Origin of the sequence: Actinoplanes sp. NPDC051475 (assembly GCF_040689425.1) — a bacterium.
GTDB lineage: Bacteria > Actinomycetota > Actinomycetes > Mycobacteriales > Micromonosporaceae > Actinoplanes.
Genome location: NZ_JBFAZZ010000003.1, coordinates 352,844 through 368,916 on the forward strand (window position 1 = coordinate 352,844; position 16,073 = coordinate 368,916).

Consider the following 16,073-nt stretch of genomic DNA (forward strand, 5'->3'; position numbering starts at 1 on the left):
GACGAATACTTGATGAGGTTGAAGCTTGATGGCCTCAAGGAAATGAACCGTAACCTCGATGGTTGAGGTGGTCAAGCTTTCCCGCTACCCTTGCGACGTGAGCCACTCCCCCGCCGCGGCGCCCGCCACTCCTGCCCCACCCACCACCGTTCAGCTCATGGAGCTGTTCGCGCTGGCGAGTACGGCCTACTTCCAGGACTTCACCGCGGTCGCAGCCAACCAGGGCCTCACCTCAGTGCAGGCGAAGCTGCTCAGCCAGCTGCGCCTGCCCCTGTCCATGCGGGAGCTCGCAGAGCGGCTGGTCTGCGACGCCTCGAACATCACCGGCATCGTCGACCGCCTGGAGGCCCGCGGACTGGTCCGCCGGGAGATGAGGCCCGACGATCGACGGGTCAAGAACGTCGTGCGCACCGACGCCGGCACCGACGCAATCATGCGCGTACGCGACGAGATGCAGGCCACCCACCAGGCCCTCGCCGGCCTCGGCGACGCCGACCGCATCGCCCTGGCCGACCTTCTGCAGCGCCTACGGGCCTCCCTGGACCAGCGCGCCTGACGACCCGGCCCAGCGGCATATCCGACAGCGGACGCTTCGGCCGGCGGCCCAGCCGGTCAACGTTTTGCATGTCGCGGCGTTGGGACCTACCACTCTCGGACGGTCGAGGTCTGCGAAGGCTCCTGCTCGGCACAGAGCTCAAGGCGCTGCCCGACGATGTCAGCGCGGCCGCCCGCGCCTCCTCGAGGTGTGCTGTCCAGTCAGGTTGGTCAGGCGGTTGATGGGTGCCTGCCTGCCGAATAGCGGTCCGCGCCCCGCGCGGGACAGGTCTCAGATCCAGGCGTGCAGCGCGACGCTGGTCGCCGCCCTCCCATGCAGGGCGGGATTGTTCCCTGTTCGCGGTATGCGTCTGAAACGTCAGATTTCCACGGCACGGCACGGGTACCGGACGAGATTGTCACGCATGTAACCCACCGGTAACATCAGTTGCTTAGATAGATGCCGATCTATAACTGGGAGTCCGGACCATGCCCAGACATGCCACCCCCACCCGTCGCCGCCGCGCCCACCTGCTGACCGCGCTGGCGATCGCGGCGGCAATGCTCGGCGCGGCGCCTGCTGGCACCACACCCGCGCGTGCGGCGCAGGTTCCGACCCAGGTCGCCGCCAACCCGTACGAGCGCGGGCCGGCGCCGACCGTGGCCAGCATCGAAGCCACCCGCGGCCCGTTCGCCATCGCCACGAGCACCGTGTCGCGCTCGACCGCCACCGGCTTCGGCGGCGGAACCATCTACTACCCGACCACCACGTCCGCCGGCACCTTCGGCGCCGTCGCCATCTCGCCCGGCTACTTCGGTACGCAATCCAGCATCTCCTGGTACGGCAGCCGGCTGGCCTCCCAAGGCTTCGTGATCATCACCATCGATACCTTCAGCATTTTCGACGAGCCCGACAGCCGTGGAACACAGCTGCTGGCCGCGCTGGACTACCTGACCCAACGCAGCACGGCACGCAACCGCATCGACGCCACCCGGCTCGCCGTGATGGGCCACTCCATGGGCGGCGGTAGCCTCGCCGCGGCGGCGACCCGCCCCCAACTGCAAGCGGCGATCCCGTTGACCCCGTACCACGACAAGTCGGACTGGTCCGCGGTTCGCGTGCCCACCCTGGTGATCGGCGCGGAGAACGACACCACAGCTCCGGTCACCTCGTACGCCGAGCCCTTCTACACCAGCCTGCCCTCCACGCTCGACAAGGCCTACCTGGAGCTCAACAACGCCGGCCACTCGGCGCCCACCTCGTCCAACGTCACGATCGCGAAGTACAGCATCTCGTGGCTCAAGCGCTTCATCGACAACGACACCCGCTACGAACAGTTCCTCTGCCCCGCGCCGAGCGGGACCACCATCGAGGAATACCGCGACACCTGCCCCCACTCCTGACCCGGATCAGGGCGTGTCCGACATCCGCGATCACCGGAATGCGCCGCGGTCGGCGCGCATCGTGGGCTTTCCGCCACGGGCGGGCTCAGTCGGTCACCTTGCCGGCCTTGCGCAGCCACGAGAGCGCCAGCCTGTCGAGCTCCGCCGCGTCCAGCGGGGCGTCGATGTGCTCCACCAGGCCGGCGAGTTGGCCGGCGCCGCTCGGACGGGTCGTGCCGACGAACGCGCGTTGGACCCACGCCAGATCGGTCGGCGGCACCATGGCGTACTCGCGGCCGGCGATCGTCAGACTGCCCTGGAAGAGCCGGACCTGATCCTCGATGAGCTGACCCACCGCGTTGCGCGACGACGCATCGCCTGCCTTCACCTGGCCCGCGAACAGCAGGTACGCCCGCGGCGGCGTGAACGACTCGTTGACGACCAGGATCGCGTCGTCGACGAACAGCTTTCCCACCTTCTTGCTGGTTCCCGGCGCGAACAGGGCGGCCAACGGCTTGACCACCTTCCACGCCGGCTCGGCGCCCTCACGAGCGGCGGCCGTGTTCAACGTGGCGGCGAGCGTCTCGCCGCGCCGCAGGCTGCGGGCCAGCGCCGAACGGTACCGGGGGCTCGCGGTGCCGACGGCCTCGGCGAGGGCCGCCCGCAGGCGCATCACCATGCCGGTGACCGCTTCGGCGTCGGACGCCTTGACCGGCTTCAGGCTCGCGAGCTTGCGGCCCACCCGGCCCCAGGCGTTCGGCGACGACTCGATCGCCGGCATGAGGTGCCGCCAGAAGAGGGTTCGCCGCCCGATCCCGGCGGCACGCTGCTCGCGGAGCAGTTCGGCCACCGCGTCGCCGAGCCGGGCCAACATCGCGAGCGCGTCCTGGGACGGGATCTGCGCGGCCAGCGCCCTAGTCGCGCGCTGAACCACCCGCACGTACTGCGCCGACGGGCCGAGGCCGGCCGTCGACGACTTCTTCGTGCCCAGCACGCCCATTTTGGAGCACAGGTCGTCACCGGCCGCCGCTAGTTCGGCCTCGTCGAAGCCGCTGGTCGCCTCGTGCCACCGGGCCAGTGCCTTACGCAACGCGTCGTAGGCGGGATCGGCGCGAAGAAGGTCGGAGTAGAGGCCGGTTTCCAACTTGCCGAGTTTGGTGACCACCTTCGGGCTGTACCGCGGCGCACCCCGTAACGGAAGCCAGGCGATGGCGGTATCCACGTTGGACATCTCCGCCTTGATCTGGGCCCGCACCGCCGTGTCGGCCTTGTCGGCCGCCTGCGCGAGCGCCTCCTTGAGCGCCTTGGCCTTCTTCAGCAGGAGCAGATCCGAAATCCACGAGTCGGGGTGCAGGGTCTTTCGCCAGTAGGCGAAACGGAAGTCGTGGGCGGCCTGTTCCACAGCCGGCACGAAGTGTGCCGCCTGCGCCAGGACGGTCGACACGCCGACCAAAAACTTGGGCGGCGTATGCTGCACCAGCTCACGGGCGGCCCGCGCGATGGTGACCGCGGTGCCCTTCTCGGTCTGCAGCGCGGCCTCGAGCAGCTGCTCCGCCTCGGACTCTACGCTCATGGCTTGATCCGCATGATCACTTCGGCGGCGCCGAAGGCGATGGCCGGCACCAGTCCGGGCACGGCTGAGCCGAGGAGGCCGATGATCGACGCCTCGACGTCGCGGAAGCTCGGCGGTACGGCCAGCGACCGGGCCGGGTCCAGGCAGGCGCGATGCGCCGCATTCGTGGCGCCGTACTCGGTGGCGTCGGAGTAGAGGTTCCACAGCGCCGTGGCCACCCCGAGCGCCACGCCGACCGGTGGCGCGGCGAGACTGACCGCCAGCACCGTGCCGGTCATCAGGTGGTTCAGCCCCTGGTACTCCGTCGACCCGCCGGTAACCGAGTGCGCGGCCGCGGCCACCGCCGACGGCGTACGGTGGCCGAGTTCCTCCAGTGCGGCGTCGATCATCATCGGGTAGCGCCACGGTCCGCGCGGCTCGAGCATGTTGCGGGTGAACGGATTCGTCAGGCCGGCGCCGAGGAAGAGCCGTACCGATTGCAACCCGGCGTTTGCCTGCTCGGCCGACAAGGTGTCCGTCGGCCAGGCCCCTCCCTCAGCCACCTCCCCGCGGACCTCCGCGACCGCGTCGGTGACCGTCTTCAGCTCGTCGAGGATCAAACCGACCACGGCCTGGTCGGTGACCGCCGGGTCGGTACCGACGAGCCACGACACGAGTGGCGAGTGGCGCGCCGCCAGCGCCACCCGCTCCGCCCGGGCCTGCTGGAACGCCCGCAACTTGAGCAGGGACCTGTCGAGGATGGCTTCGAGGTGTGGCGCCCGTGCGGCCATCGCCCGGTTGGAGCGCACCTCCTGGCGGAAGCGCTCGGCCATCCGGTTGGTCGGTCCCAAGTCGTCCAACATCGAACGCAGCGCCTCCGACGCCGCTCCAGGCTTGAGCGTGAGCCGCCGGCGGGTTGAGCTCAGATACGACACCGGCAGCGAGCCGACGCCCGGGCCCAGCAGGAACATCGCACAGGCGGCCGCGACTTGCTCCTCGCTCACCGCCAGCCGGTCCAGGACGATCTCCCGAGCCAGCTCCTCGACCTCCGCGAGCTGTGGGACGATCTCCGCGACCACCTCGTTGGCGCTCGCGTAGACGATCGTGGTCAGCTCGCCCACCCGCAACGCCTGCACGCTGCGGATCAGGTCCTGCAACGCCGGCCAGCCGCCCCGGGACAGGCAGTCGAGGGCGGTGTCGGACATGCCGACCGGATCCGCCCGCACCTCGACGGTACGCTCGCCGGCTGGCAGGTCCGCCAACGCGACGTTCAACGTGACGGTCCATTTGGCGCCGCGGTCCCCGTCGGCCTGGGCGCGCCGCAGCAGGCCGGAACGCAGGTCCTGCTCGCGACGTTCCTGCGCCGCCTCATCGGGCAGTACGGTGCTGATCATCAGCGGCAGCATCGCCGTTCCGTCCGTAGTGGACGGTGCGGTGGTGGTCTTCCCGGCGGCCGACCCCGGCGGGCCGGCGGCGCGCCGGGCGGTCGGCGACCTCCGCTGGCGCGCCGCCTGCCGCTGCCGGCTGGCAGCGGCCGCCTTCTTGGTCGTATCGGCCACCCGACGCCGCCTAGTCCTGCGGTTCGGGCGCCGGCCGCTCGCTGGTCACGAGGTCGATGCGCAGCGGTTGGCCGGCCGAGGCCGGGTCGTCGTACAGCTCGTTGTCCAACCGCAGCCGCCGGCGGCGTACCTCCTCGCCCACGACGTCGGCCTCCGCCGCTGCCTTGCGAGCCTCGATGTTGAGCATGCGCCGCTCGTGCGGCCCGCAGCTGTCACACGTGCCGAGCGTCGTCGTGACCGTCATGCCGGGCGTCGGCAGGATGTAGTCGTCGGGCCGGATGGCCTCCTCCGCCTGCGTCGCCTCCGCCGAGGCCTTGGCGAGGATCGTCCGCAGGTCGTCGACCGTCTTGGCCAGTTGGCTCTGGCCGACCGGGGTGAGCGGCAGGGCGAGCAGCGGGCCGTTGTTGGCGACCACGCGTGGTTCGAAGTACCCGACCTTGAGCTGAGGCGCCAGGTCGGTGAGCAGCTTGAGCTGCTCGCCGGGCGGAAGTGCCTGGAACAGTACGAACCGGTAGTAGTCCGCGTGCTCGCCGAGGTGCGTCAGCAGGGCCTGTTCCCGCTCGCGCGCGTCGGCCACGACCTCCAGGCCGTACTTCATCTCCAGCTTGTCGACCCAGGTGGCGGCGGCCTGCTCCTGGTTGGCGTTGTTCACCAACTGCTGCTGGGTGAGCAGCGCGTCGCCCTCGGACGCCTTGGCCTCATAGTCGCGCAACGCGCCGACCAGCCGCTTGTGCGCGCCGACGAAGCCGCAGTCGTCGGGGGCGTACATGCCCTGGTCGCGGACCTGCCCGGTGAACCAGCCCCAGTTGCCGAACCAGCCGTAGTACTCCTTGATGGCGGCGGCCAGGCCGGCGTCCTCCTTCTCGGTGTCCTTCAGGCCGGACAGGTCGGCCAGACCTGGGAAGGCGCTGGCGGGCACCGCGTCTGCCAACGTCCGCGCGTAGTCGACGTTCAACGTGGCGGTCGCCAGCTCGCGCATCTTGCCGACCACGGAGGCGCTGACCTTGCCCTCCGCCAGCGTCCGGAACAGCCACCGCTGTGCGGACTGCTTGTTGTCGGGCGAGGCACGGTGGTTGCTGTTCTCGGCGATCTCCTTGAAGGCAGGGTTGTAGTCGCCCGCAACGATGAGCGCGGCGGCCTTCTTCAACTCCGCCAGCGCCGCCATCACCGCCTGAAGCTGCGGCGGATCCGGCTTCTGCGGTGTGGTGCCGCCACCCGCCGGCACGGCCGGCTTGGCGCGCTCGCGGTCCAGCTCGGCCACCGCCTTGGACTTGGCCGCGATCTCCTCGGCCTCGGTCCAGGCGAACCCGTACGACGAAAGCAGGCGGCACGCCGCGAACGCGTCGGACAGTTCCGGGTTGAGCAGCGAGTTGCGCAGTGCGGTCTCGTTGGTGCGACGAGCAGGTTGGTGAACGTCGTCGCACCGAGCGGATTGTTGATCATGACCACGACGCGCACCCGGTCGGGCACGAACTTGGTCGCGACGGTGTAGTGCGCGAGCCGCTCGTGGTAGTCGAGCATCAGCGAACGGCAGACGTTGCGGTTGCGGATGTGCCGTACGACATCCTCGGTGCGCCCGGCTTCCACCTGTTCGGTGATCTTCGTGACCCGGCGGGAACGCACCTTCGTTGTCGCCCGCCGGACAGTCTCCTGCACGTGCTGCTGTGTCGACCGCGCGATCGAGCCGACATTGTTGCCGGACGTGACGCTGCCGTCGACCGCTACTTGAATCGAGGCCACTCCGGGGCTGTAGCTGGCGTCGAGCGAGGCGGACGCCTGCGCCTGGAACTCCTGCGACGACGTCATCTCGCGGAACACGTCCTCGGTGTCGCGGGTGGTCGAGGTGAAGTCGGCGGTGATCTCGGTCTCGGTCTCGGCGGTCTGTTCCAGCGCCTTCGAACGCCGCTCCCACTGCGAGATCGCGATGGTCACCTCCTCGCCGGGCGCGAGCGCGATACTCGAGATCAGGTTGCCCCGGGAGAAGCCGACGAGCGTCCACTCCTGACGCCAGGGCAGGAACACCGCGACCTGTAGGCCCTTCGGCCGGGGAATGGCCGAGGTGGTCGCCGTCGGCGAGGTGAGCACGGCGCCGGTGCCGTGGGTCTCGACGAGCTTGCCGATGATGCCCTGGCGCAGCGTGAACCAGTCGTAGGTGAGCTCCAGCTCCTCGATCGGCCGGCCCCCGATGCCGGGCAGCACGAGCGGAACCGACTTGCCCTTGCCGGGATTGGTGATTGCCTCGGGACCGAGCTTCAGCCGGATCTCGGCGCCGTTGAGCTCCAGCATCGTGCTGCCCTCGCTGCGCAGCGACCCCGCCAGCCCGGCTGTCACCGGCACGGCGATCGGGCGACCGTCAAGACCCGGCACCACCGGGTTGGCGAAGAAGCCGGGTGCGTCGCCGATGACGAAGGTACGGGCGGCCGGCTCGTCGCCGGCGTTGCGCAGACCGCCGGCGAGGGTGAGCCGAACCGGCCGGACGGCCTCGTCGACCAACCCCGGGGTGACGACGGCCCGACCGCTCAGCAGCGCCTGGGCGACGTCGGAACCACGCGGAACAGTCACGCTGCCGACACCGTCCACCTGCAACGCCGCGCCGGCGAGCACGGTGTCGACCGCCTCGGGCGCCAGCTGCACCGTGGTAACCCCGGGCACCAGGCGGACCACCATCGGCGCGCCGCCGTCGGCGTCGGTCGCCACGACGGTGACAGACCGGCCCGCCCAGAGCGCCACCGCCTGCTCAGCACCGAGCCGGGGCCGCACGTCACGCCCGCCCGCGAAGACCGGGGCACCCGCCACAATCCGGGCCACGTCGTCGGCCGCCACCGATTCGGGCCGGGCGGTGACGACATCGAGCGCTTGATCTCCCACCGCGTACGCGAGATCGAGTGGCACCCCACCGAACTCGGCCGCCAACGATCCGCGCGGGACCTGTTCGCCGTACAACGGGGCGGACGTCGCGCCGACGGCCCTGGCCACCGCGGCCCGCACCTGCACGTGCTGCGGCTGGTCGGCCGGGTCCTCGCCCTGGCCGTAGACGGCGCCGCTCTCGGAGACGACGAGCGGCATCGACGTGGTCTTGCCGGCGAGCTTGCCTTCCTTCTGCAACAGCACGAACTGGCCGAAGTCGAAGCGCCGCGTCACGCCCCACGACTTGAGCGGCTGCTCGCAGTCGTCGCCGAGAATCGGATCGGGCTGCTTGACGACCGGTGTCCATTCCTCGGGGGCGACTGGCTCGTTGTTCGCCGCTGGCTCCGTCATGGCGCCCCCTCCGTGGGTACGAGGGCGTCAGTGTATTCAGGGCTTCACCGCCCACACGGTGTCGCCGACTGTCTACTTTCTGCTGTTCGAGCGCCAGCGGGCTGGGAGCCGTGCAAAGCCCACCTCGCTCAGATGGGCCAACAGCTCCTCGACCGCCGCCGGCCCGGTGCGGCCGTACGTGGCTGAAGGGATCCTGTGCCTACCTCAAACGTCGCCGTGGCCGGAAATTTATCGGCTCTGGCTCCACTTTCGGGTGAACCCATCACGCATTGGTGACAAGCCGTTCAGAGCCGAGCGCGATTGTCCGCGGCATGAGCAAGCGTTACGGGCTTGGCGGCAAGGCGTCGTACAGGCCGATTTCCTGCTCGTCGGGCGCTTCGAAGCGACGCCGCCATCCGTCGATGTCCAAGCGCTGGATGGGAGGATCCTCCATGGCGCGCTCGTGGATTCGGCGCCAAAGTTCTTCATCCGGGGCGTCCAGGTAGATCAGGTGCACCGCAGCCCCGAGCTCGCGAGCCTGGCGCCTGAGGGCGTCGCGCTCACAACGGGCCCATGTTCCCCACTCGACTATCACGGTGTTGCCGATGAGCAGGAGCTCCTCGGCTACCACCCATTGGAGTGCCTCCACTCGCTCTCGCATGGCGGCGTCCCACAGGCTGACACCGAGTGCTGTCATCCACTCATCGGGTCCTAGCCGCACGCCGCGCCGTTGAGCGGCCACTTCCTTGGCCTTGGTGGTCTTCCCGCTTCCCGGCAGCCCGCAGATGACGACGAGCAGGCCACCCGATGGTGAAGCGGGCGGGCGTCGATCACCGTTCGTTGTCATACGAACCATGATCGCCGTTAGGTCAGTACGCGGCTGGCCGACCGAACGTCCTCGACTCGGCAACGTCCGACGTCGGGGCCAGCAGCCCGACGCTCGCCCCCGTACGGAACCTGACGGCGACCGGGTCCGCCGCGCCTTCTCCGCGCCTTCTCCGCGACAGAGAGGGAGGGGCATTGCGTCGAGTACGACAATGGCATCGTGGAGATCAAGCCTCGCTGCCCGGCGAAGCGGAGACTCACCTCTCTCCGGTGGCCGGATCCGGTGTCATCTACGCGGTCGGATCCGCGGACGGATGGACTCCCGACCGCGGCGACCTTGAGTTCGCCCGCTACGTGGTGCAGTTGGCGGGCGAACGGGACGTACGACCCGCGTGACGGGGCAGGACCGCCGACCTAAAGGCCTACGCGCGGTCCGCGGCCATGAGAGTGTAGGAGAAATGTGACGAGTAGTGGCCAGTTCTTGAGACCCTGCTGTCCGACTGTATTGGCCGCTGTCAGCAGACCTTCTCGTCGGCGAGGGTCATCGGGGTCAGGGTTTCGCCCGAGCGAATCGCGGCGTTCAACCGTCGGCTTCCGCGTACGGCGACGAAGGTCGACGCTTGGTACCGGACCACGATCTCGCCGTCCTCGTCCGTCGCCGCCGTCTGCTGCACGCGGCCGGGATCCAGGTGGCACACCGGCGCGGACGCGGTGAAGGTGGGCGTCTCGAGCACCTCGACGATCCGCGAGACGATCTGCTCCGGTGCTGCCCTCGTGGTGTCACAGACGACGTCGTAGTTGCGAAGTCGGGACTTATCGACGCCGTACCGGGAGAGGAACCGCTGGCGTTCGCTGGCGCTACGGCCGGCCAGCTGACAATGCGCCTCCTCGACGCTGTGGTAGTTCTCGACCGGGTCGCCGGTACGGCCGAGCACCCGCCCGGCCGCCACGATCGGGTCGGTGATGAGATGCACCTTCAGCGCACCGGTGAAGAAATGCCAGGCCAGCCGGCTGTCGACCACCAGGCGTTCGCCGGAGGCTGCGATGTCGTGTTGCAACTGGTCGATGTAGTGGTCGATCTTGTCGTCCAGCTCCGCATGCAGGTTGAACTGCAGTGCAGTCATGCCGTGCTCCGCGGCCATCCGGCGGTAGAGATCACCGACGCTAACCCTGCGCACACCCAGCCGCTTCGCCAGCATCACCGACACGGTCGTCTTGCCGCTGCCGAGATCTCCGTTGAGGACCACGGTCCTGGGTCGAGTCATCGCCTCACGATAACGGGTGAGCCATCAGCCGGTAGGCCTCGATCCGCTTCGGCTCGCTGCTGCAGTACGGCGTCGCGTGGATCATCGAGCACGTCAAGCCGCTCTGCGAAGCGCTGGACTGGCTGGCCGGTAACCCGAACGAGGTCACGGCGCAGGCGCAGACCTGGACGAACATCGCGGGCCGGCTGGCCGGCGAGGCCGACACGCTGGCGCAGTCGGCCCGCTGGGACACAGCCGACTGGGAGGGCGCTGCCGCAGGCGCGTACCGGGCGCACGCCGCGCGCCGCGTCTCGGACCTGCAGTCACTCGGCGTGCATCCGAAACCATGGCGCCAACCGCATTCGATCGGCGGTCGGTAGGCTCGTGCCATGGCCGTTCACCGCCACGGCGGCGTCGCAGAAGTCCGCGGTGTCGTGGCTGCGTGCATGCCCGGCTACCGGATCGACACCGTGGTGCCGGTCGGCGACGGTCTCGACAACCTGGCGTACGAGGTCAACGGCAAGCTCATAGTGCGGTTCCGCAAGGAACCCGACCCGAAGCAGCTCGACCGGGAAGCGGGCCTGCTCGCCGCCATAGCCGCCGTTGCACCGCTGCCCGTCCCCGCGCCAACGTTCACAGTCGCCGAGCAGGGCTGCCTGGCATACCTCAAACTCCCCGGCACACCATTGCTGGACCTACCCCGGCTGGGCCGATCCGAGCACGCCACGTCGATCGCCGCCACACTCGGCGACTTCCTCACTGCCTTGCACGCCGTCCCGGCCGGTCGGATGACCGACCTGGTCGACATCGACGACCAGGCCCTGGCCGAGTGGCGACGGGAGGCCGCAGCGACCTATCCGACCGTCGCAAGGCACATCCCTGCAGCGCACCGCCGAGCGGTCGAGGCGTTCCTGGACGCCCCACCACCGGACGACGGACACGCCCTCGTGTTCTCCCACAACGACCTGGGCATCGAGCACATTCTGATCGACCCAGGCACATGGACGGTGACCGGCATCATCGACTGGAGCGACGCTGGCCTCGTCGACCCGGCCCATGACTTCGGAATGCTCTACCGCGACCTCGGACCCACGGCCCTCCGTGCCGCCGTCAGCAGCTACAGAACCGACACTCATGACCTCGCAGCGCTCAGCGAGCGTGCCGTCTTCTATGCCAGGTGCGGTGTCTTGGAAGACATGGCTTACGGTATCGCGACCGAGCGCGGCCACTACCTCGACAAAAGCCTCGATGCGATGGAATGGCTGTTCCCGGCGTAGGCGTGCCCGGCGGTCCGGTGACGGCCGTGACCTCGGTGAGGGGCGGGCCGAAATGAAGGCGGTCGACGCCGCCGCCGTAACCGCACGAACTGGTCATCGTGCACCCCTGCCGCCGCGGTGCGGCGGGTCATGGAGACCCTTGGCCCGGATTGGGCCCGCAGTCCGCCACGGCCTGCGGTTTAGTCGCCCTTCTGGCCGGGGCAGTTGATGGTGGCCGCCACCGACACCGTCGTACCGGCGGTGGTAACGGTGATGGCGGCGGTGCCGACCCCGGAGCCGGACGGTGTACGCACGTTGTGCAGATCGACGAGGCCTGCACCGGATGCGTCGGTGATGAAGGAGGCCGTCGGCTGCCAGAAGCCGCTACCGGTGGCCGCGTACGAAGCGCTCGGAGTGCCGGCGGTGACGGTGACACGGACGTGGGCGCCGAGGTCGTCACAGTAGGTGCCCTGGTATTGCTCGGCGGTCACCGTTCCCACCGGCGACGCCACGGTGTCCGCTGATGCGGTCATGGCCGTGCCGGCGATGGCGCCGATCGTGGTGCACGCCAGCGCCGCAGCAAGCATGGTCTTGGAGACTCTCATGTTTCCCCCGCGTGATTGACAGATCTGTGAGCTACTCATCGACAGGTGCGCCCTTGCTCAGACACTTCGTTCATCGATGGCTGACATCGTAATAGACCACGAGGCGCGCAGCAGGAATCAGGGGATGTCCGCTCAGCGGCTCGGGTGTCGGCGCTGCCGTTGGTGCGCTGTTTGACGGTTGAGCGGGAACGGCAGCGTGTCCCGGATGCTGTGCCCGGTCAGCATCATGATGAGCCGGTCCACGCCGAGCCCGAGGCCGCCGGTGGGTGGCATGGCGTACTCCAGTGCCTGCAGGAAGTCTTCGTCGAGTTGCATGGCCTCCGGATCCCCGCCGCCGGCACGCAGCGACTGGGCGGTGAGCCGGCGGCGCTGCTCGATCGGGTCGACCAGTTCGGTGTAGGCCGTCGCGATCTCCATGCCGAACGCGACGAGGTCCCACCGTTCGGCGAGGCGCGGCTCTTGGCGGTGCTGGCGGGTGAGCGGCGAGACTTCGGTCGGGAAGTCGGTGTAGAAGGTCGGCGCCTGCGTCTGCTTCTCCACCAGCTTCTCGTACATTTCCAGGACGATCTGCCCGGCGGTCCAATCGCGTTGCAGCGCCACGTTCGCCGCCGTGGCGAGGCGGCGCAGGTCGTCGATGCCGGTGTCCAGGTCGACCTGCGCACCGACGACGGCCGACACCGCGTCGTGGACGGTCACGACCGGCCACGGCGTGTCCAACTCGACTTCCACGCCGCCGCGGCGGGCTATCTGCGCGCCGTGCGCGGCCGTCGCCGCGGCGAGGATGAGGGTACGCGCCAGCGTTCGCATGGACGCGTAGTCGCCGTACGCCTCGTAGGCCTCCAGCATAGTGAACTCGGGATTGTGCGTGGCGTCCACGCCCTCGTTGCGAAAGTCCCGGCCGAGTTCGAAGACCTTCTCCACCCCGCCCACGGCCAGCCTCTTGAGGTACAACTCCGGTGCGATGCGCAGGTACAGGGGGATGGCGTACGCGTTGCTATGGGTGACGAACGGGCGCGCGTTGGCGCCGCCATGGATGGGCTGCAGGATCGGTGTCTCCACCTCCAGGAAGTCGCGCCCGATGAGGGTTGTCCGCAGCGCGTGCACGGCGGCCGACCGGATCCGCAGCATGTCGCGGGCGGCGGGGCGAACGATGAGGTCGAGGTGGCGCCGTCGGCTCAATGCCTCGGGGTCCGCGAGTCCGCGGCGTTTGTCGGGCAGCGGGTGCAGACATTTCGCCGTAATGGTCCAGGAGTCCGCCAGCACGGAGATCTCGCCGCGGCGGGAAGTACTCACCTCGCCGACGACGCCGATGTGATCTCCCAGGTCGACGCTGCTCCGCCAGCTCTGCAGCGGTTGCCGTCCCAGCCGGTCGAGGGTGAGCATGATCTGCAGGTCACCGCTGGTGTCGCGCAGCGTCGCGAAACATACGCCGCCGTGGTCTCGCTTCAGCACGAGGCGTCCGGCGACGGACACCTTTTCGCCCGTGGCGGTGTCAGGCGCCAGGCCGGCGTGTGCGGCCCGCACAGCGCCGCAGGCATGGGTGCGCTCGAAGCCGGGCGGGTACGGATCGACGCCTTCGGCACGGAGCGCCGAGACCTTTGCCAGCCGGGTCCGGGTCTGTTCGCTGGGCGCCGCGGGGGCGGCGACCGGTGCGGCTGCCGGCACCGGTTCCATCAGGGTGTCCGCGGGAACCCGGGGCAACGGAATTCGATGTTCCCATCCCGGGGGCGCCGCTGGGGTGGCCTTTCCGCGCCGTAGCAGCGTCAGCAGGCTGGGCACCTCCACGAAGCCCTCCGCCACGGCAGAGGCGAGTCCCACCTTCGCCAAATCGCGTACGTCCTCGAAGCAGAGGAAACGCGGATTCCACGTCGGCCGGTATTTGATGTTGGACCGGTACAGGGACTCCAGCTGAAACCAGCGGGACAGAAACAGCAGTAATCGCCGCCACGCCAGCAGCACCGGTCCGGCACCGATGCGCGCGCCTTCCTCGAAGACGGCCCGGAACACCGCGAAGTTCAGCGACACGCGGCTGACGCCGAGCCGCGGTGCCTGCGCCATCAAGGTGGCCACCATGAATTCCACGAGGCCGTTGTCGAGCGTCCGGTCGCGGCGCATGAGATCGAGCGACAAGCCGTCGGTACCCCAGGGAACGAAGGACAGCAGTGCCGCCTCGGTGCCGTCCCGGGCGAGCGCCTCCACCAGCACACAGGCTCCGTCGGCGGGATCGCCGAGCCGGCCCAGGGCCATCGAGAATCCCCGCTCGGTCTCGGTGTCGCGCCACTGCGCCGCCAATGACACGATGCGATCCATCTCGGCGGCGGGGATGTCGCCGTGACGGCGGATGCGCACGGTGTAGCCGGCCCGCTCGACCCTGGCCACAGCCTGGCGTACGTGGCGCATCTCCCGGCCCTCGAGGCTGAATTCCGCCGCCCGCAGGATGGCCTCGTCGCCGAGCTCCAGGACCCGCATCCCGGCCCGGGCGTACGCGGTCGCACCGACCTCCCCAGCGCCCATGACGGCGGGCGTCCAGGCGTATTCCCGGGCCTCTTGCAGCCAGGCGCTGATGGCGGACCCCCACGCCTGCCGCTCACCGATCGGATCCCCGCTGGCCAAGCTGACCCCGCCCACCACCCGGTACGTCACAGCAGCGCGACCGGACGGGGCGAAGATGACCTCCTTGTCGCGGCGGGTGGCGAAGTAGCCGAGCGAGTCGTCGCCGCCGTAGGCATGGATGAGTTCGCGGACCTGGCGCTCCTCGTCGACGTCCAGCGACGCGGCGGCGCGCTGGGAGCGCAACAGCACGGCAAACGCCGTGAGCAGGGTCAGCGCCCCGAAGAAGCCGAGTACGAGGTTGATCCAGCCCGGTGCCATGCCGGACCGGTGCACGTTGAGCTCCAGCGCCCCGCCGGTGACCTCCCGGACCGCGTACGCAAGCCGATGACCGCCCTCACGGCGCAGCGAACCGGGGAAGGCCGCCACCAGGCCCCATCCGATCACCGAGAATACGGTGATGAGGCCTGCCACCGTGGCGAGTGCCTTCGGCAGGCTGGCCCGCTGAACCCGGGCATAGAACTGCCGGTGCGTACGCGACAACACGGCGAGCACGACCACGGTGATCAGCAGATTGCCGGCGAGGAGCCACAGGTGCGGGGTGGGTACGTGAGCCGATCCGGGCACCGGCCGCCGGACCAGAAGGAACGTCACCAACGCATCAGTGACGAGCTGCAATCCGAAGTATCCGGTCAGCAACCAGTAAGCCACCCGTTTGCGGTTGTTGACACCCACAGCGAGCATGACCAGGAAGACCGCGTAGGCGAGGTTCGCCGGTGCGGGCATCAACAGGTCGTCAACCAGCCGGCGCACAGGGAGCAGACGGGCCCCGAACGCGGCGCTGATCGCGGCCAGCGCGCATACCACTGCTACGGCGAAGAGCACCCGGGCGAACGCCGCCGGTACAGCCGTACGCCAATCCCGGCGCGGGGCGGCCGGCGCCTCGGGCTTTTGTTCACCCTGCTCGGTCACCTTTTCCGCTGTGGCATGCACCAGTATCTCCACCCATGTCGTCCGACGAGACGCGACGGTACGTGATCACCGCCACTTGGCGGGTCCCGCGTCTCGGACAGTTGCCGACAGGCCACAGCGGCAATTGACGGATCCGACGACGAGGGGACCCAGGCGACGGGGACAATGGCACAGCGATCGGACTGGTCTGCGCCACAGTGGAAGTACCACCCGGCCTGATGCCCGAGCGTGGTGGCTTCGTACCGTCTGGTGGTTGCAGACGGTGGCCATCATGGCCTCCATGACGCGGCAGCAAGCAGGTTCATGAGCCTGACTGGAATCCCTCTCCTGATTGTGGCCGGCTTGTCGGCGGTGGC

General features: G+C 69.1%; 10 protein-coding genes and 1 pseudogene. 3 read left to right on the forward strand and 8 right to left on the reverse strand.

Annotation, left to right across the window (positions count from 1 at the left end):
- Positions 1-97 precede the first annotated feature (97 nt).
- Positions 98-556 (forward strand): MarR family transcriptional regulator, encoded by a 459-nt coding sequence (locus AB0368_RS08980; protein ID WP_366153249.1) that lies wholly within the window; start codon positions 98-100, stop codon positions 554-556.
- A 467-nt stretch (positions 557-1,023) separates the two neighbouring features.
- Entirely contained in the window at positions 1,024-1,938 is a 915-nt protein-coding gene (locus AB0368_RS08985) for an alpha/beta hydrolase (protein WP_366153250.1), read from the forward strand.
- 85 nt (positions 1,939-2,023) lie between these two features.
- Here AB0368_RS08985 and AB0368_RS08990 read toward each other — a convergent pair whose 3' ends face one another.
- The 6 genes and pseudogenes from AB0368_RS08990 to AB0368_RS09015 all read right to left on the reverse strand — a co-directional run.
- On the reverse strand, positions 2,024-3,490 hold the full coding sequence (locus AB0368_RS08990; RefSeq protein ID WP_366153251.1) for a hypothetical protein: 1,467 nt from the start codon (positions 3,488-3,490) through the stop codon (positions 2,024-2,026).
- Positions 3,487-5,028, reverse strand: coding sequence for a hypothetical protein (locus AB0368_RS08995; protein ID WP_366153252.1), 1,542 nt, complete (start codon positions 5,026-5,028; stop codon positions 3,487-3,489). The genes AB0368_RS08990 and AB0368_RS08995 overlap by 4 nt, the downstream gene beginning before the upstream one ends.
- A 10-nt stretch (positions 5,029-5,038) precedes the next feature.
- Positions 5,039-6,289 carry a hypothetical protein gene (locus AB0368_RS09000; protein WP_366153253.1) on the reverse strand — a complete coding sequence of 417 codons (1,251 nt, stop codon included), beginning with the start codon at positions 6,287-6,289 and terminating at the stop codon, positions 5,039-5,041.
- A complete protein-coding gene (locus AB0368_RS09005) occupies positions 6,193-8,286 on the reverse strand; it encodes a hypothetical protein (protein ID WP_366153254.1) in 2,094 nt (697 codons plus the stop codon). The genes AB0368_RS09000 and AB0368_RS09005 overlap by 97 nt, the downstream gene beginning before the upstream one ends.
- Positions 8,287-8,608: 322 nt before the next feature.
- The gene (locus AB0368_RS09010) at positions 8,609-9,112 is read right to left on the reverse strand and encodes an ATP-binding protein (protein ID WP_366153255.1); all 504 of its coding nucleotides are present in this window, start codon (positions 9,110-9,112) and stop codon (positions 8,609-8,611) included.
- A 538-nt stretch (positions 9,113-9,650) separates the two neighbouring features.
- Positions 9,651-10,355, reverse strand: a pseudogene (locus AB0368_RS09015) (AAA family ATPase); the annotation flags it as partial.
- Between the two features lie 368 nt (positions 10,356-10,723).
- Here AB0368_RS09015 and AB0368_RS09020 point away from each other — a divergent pair.
- A complete protein-coding gene (locus tag AB0368_RS09020; protein ID WP_366153256.1) occupies positions 10,724-11,611 on the forward strand; it encodes an aminoglycoside phosphotransferase family protein in 888 nt (295 codons plus the stop codon).
- Positions 11,612-11,790: 179 nt separating this feature from the next.
- Here the strand turns inward: AB0368_RS09020 and AB0368_RS09025 are convergent, their stop codons facing one another.
- A complete protein-coding gene (locus AB0368_RS09025; protein WP_366153257.1) occupies positions 11,791-12,195 on the reverse strand; it encodes a hypothetical protein in 405 nt (134 codons plus the stop codon).
- Between the two features lie 132 nt (positions 12,196-12,327).
- Positions 12,328-15,738, reverse strand: a complete 3,411-nt coding sequence (gene lysX, locus AB0368_RS09030) for a bifunctional lysylphosphatidylglycerol synthetase/lysine--tRNA ligase LysX (protein ID WP_366153258.1) — start codon at positions 15,736-15,738, stop codon at positions 12,328-12,330.
- Positions 15,739-16,073: the final 335 nt, after the last annotated feature.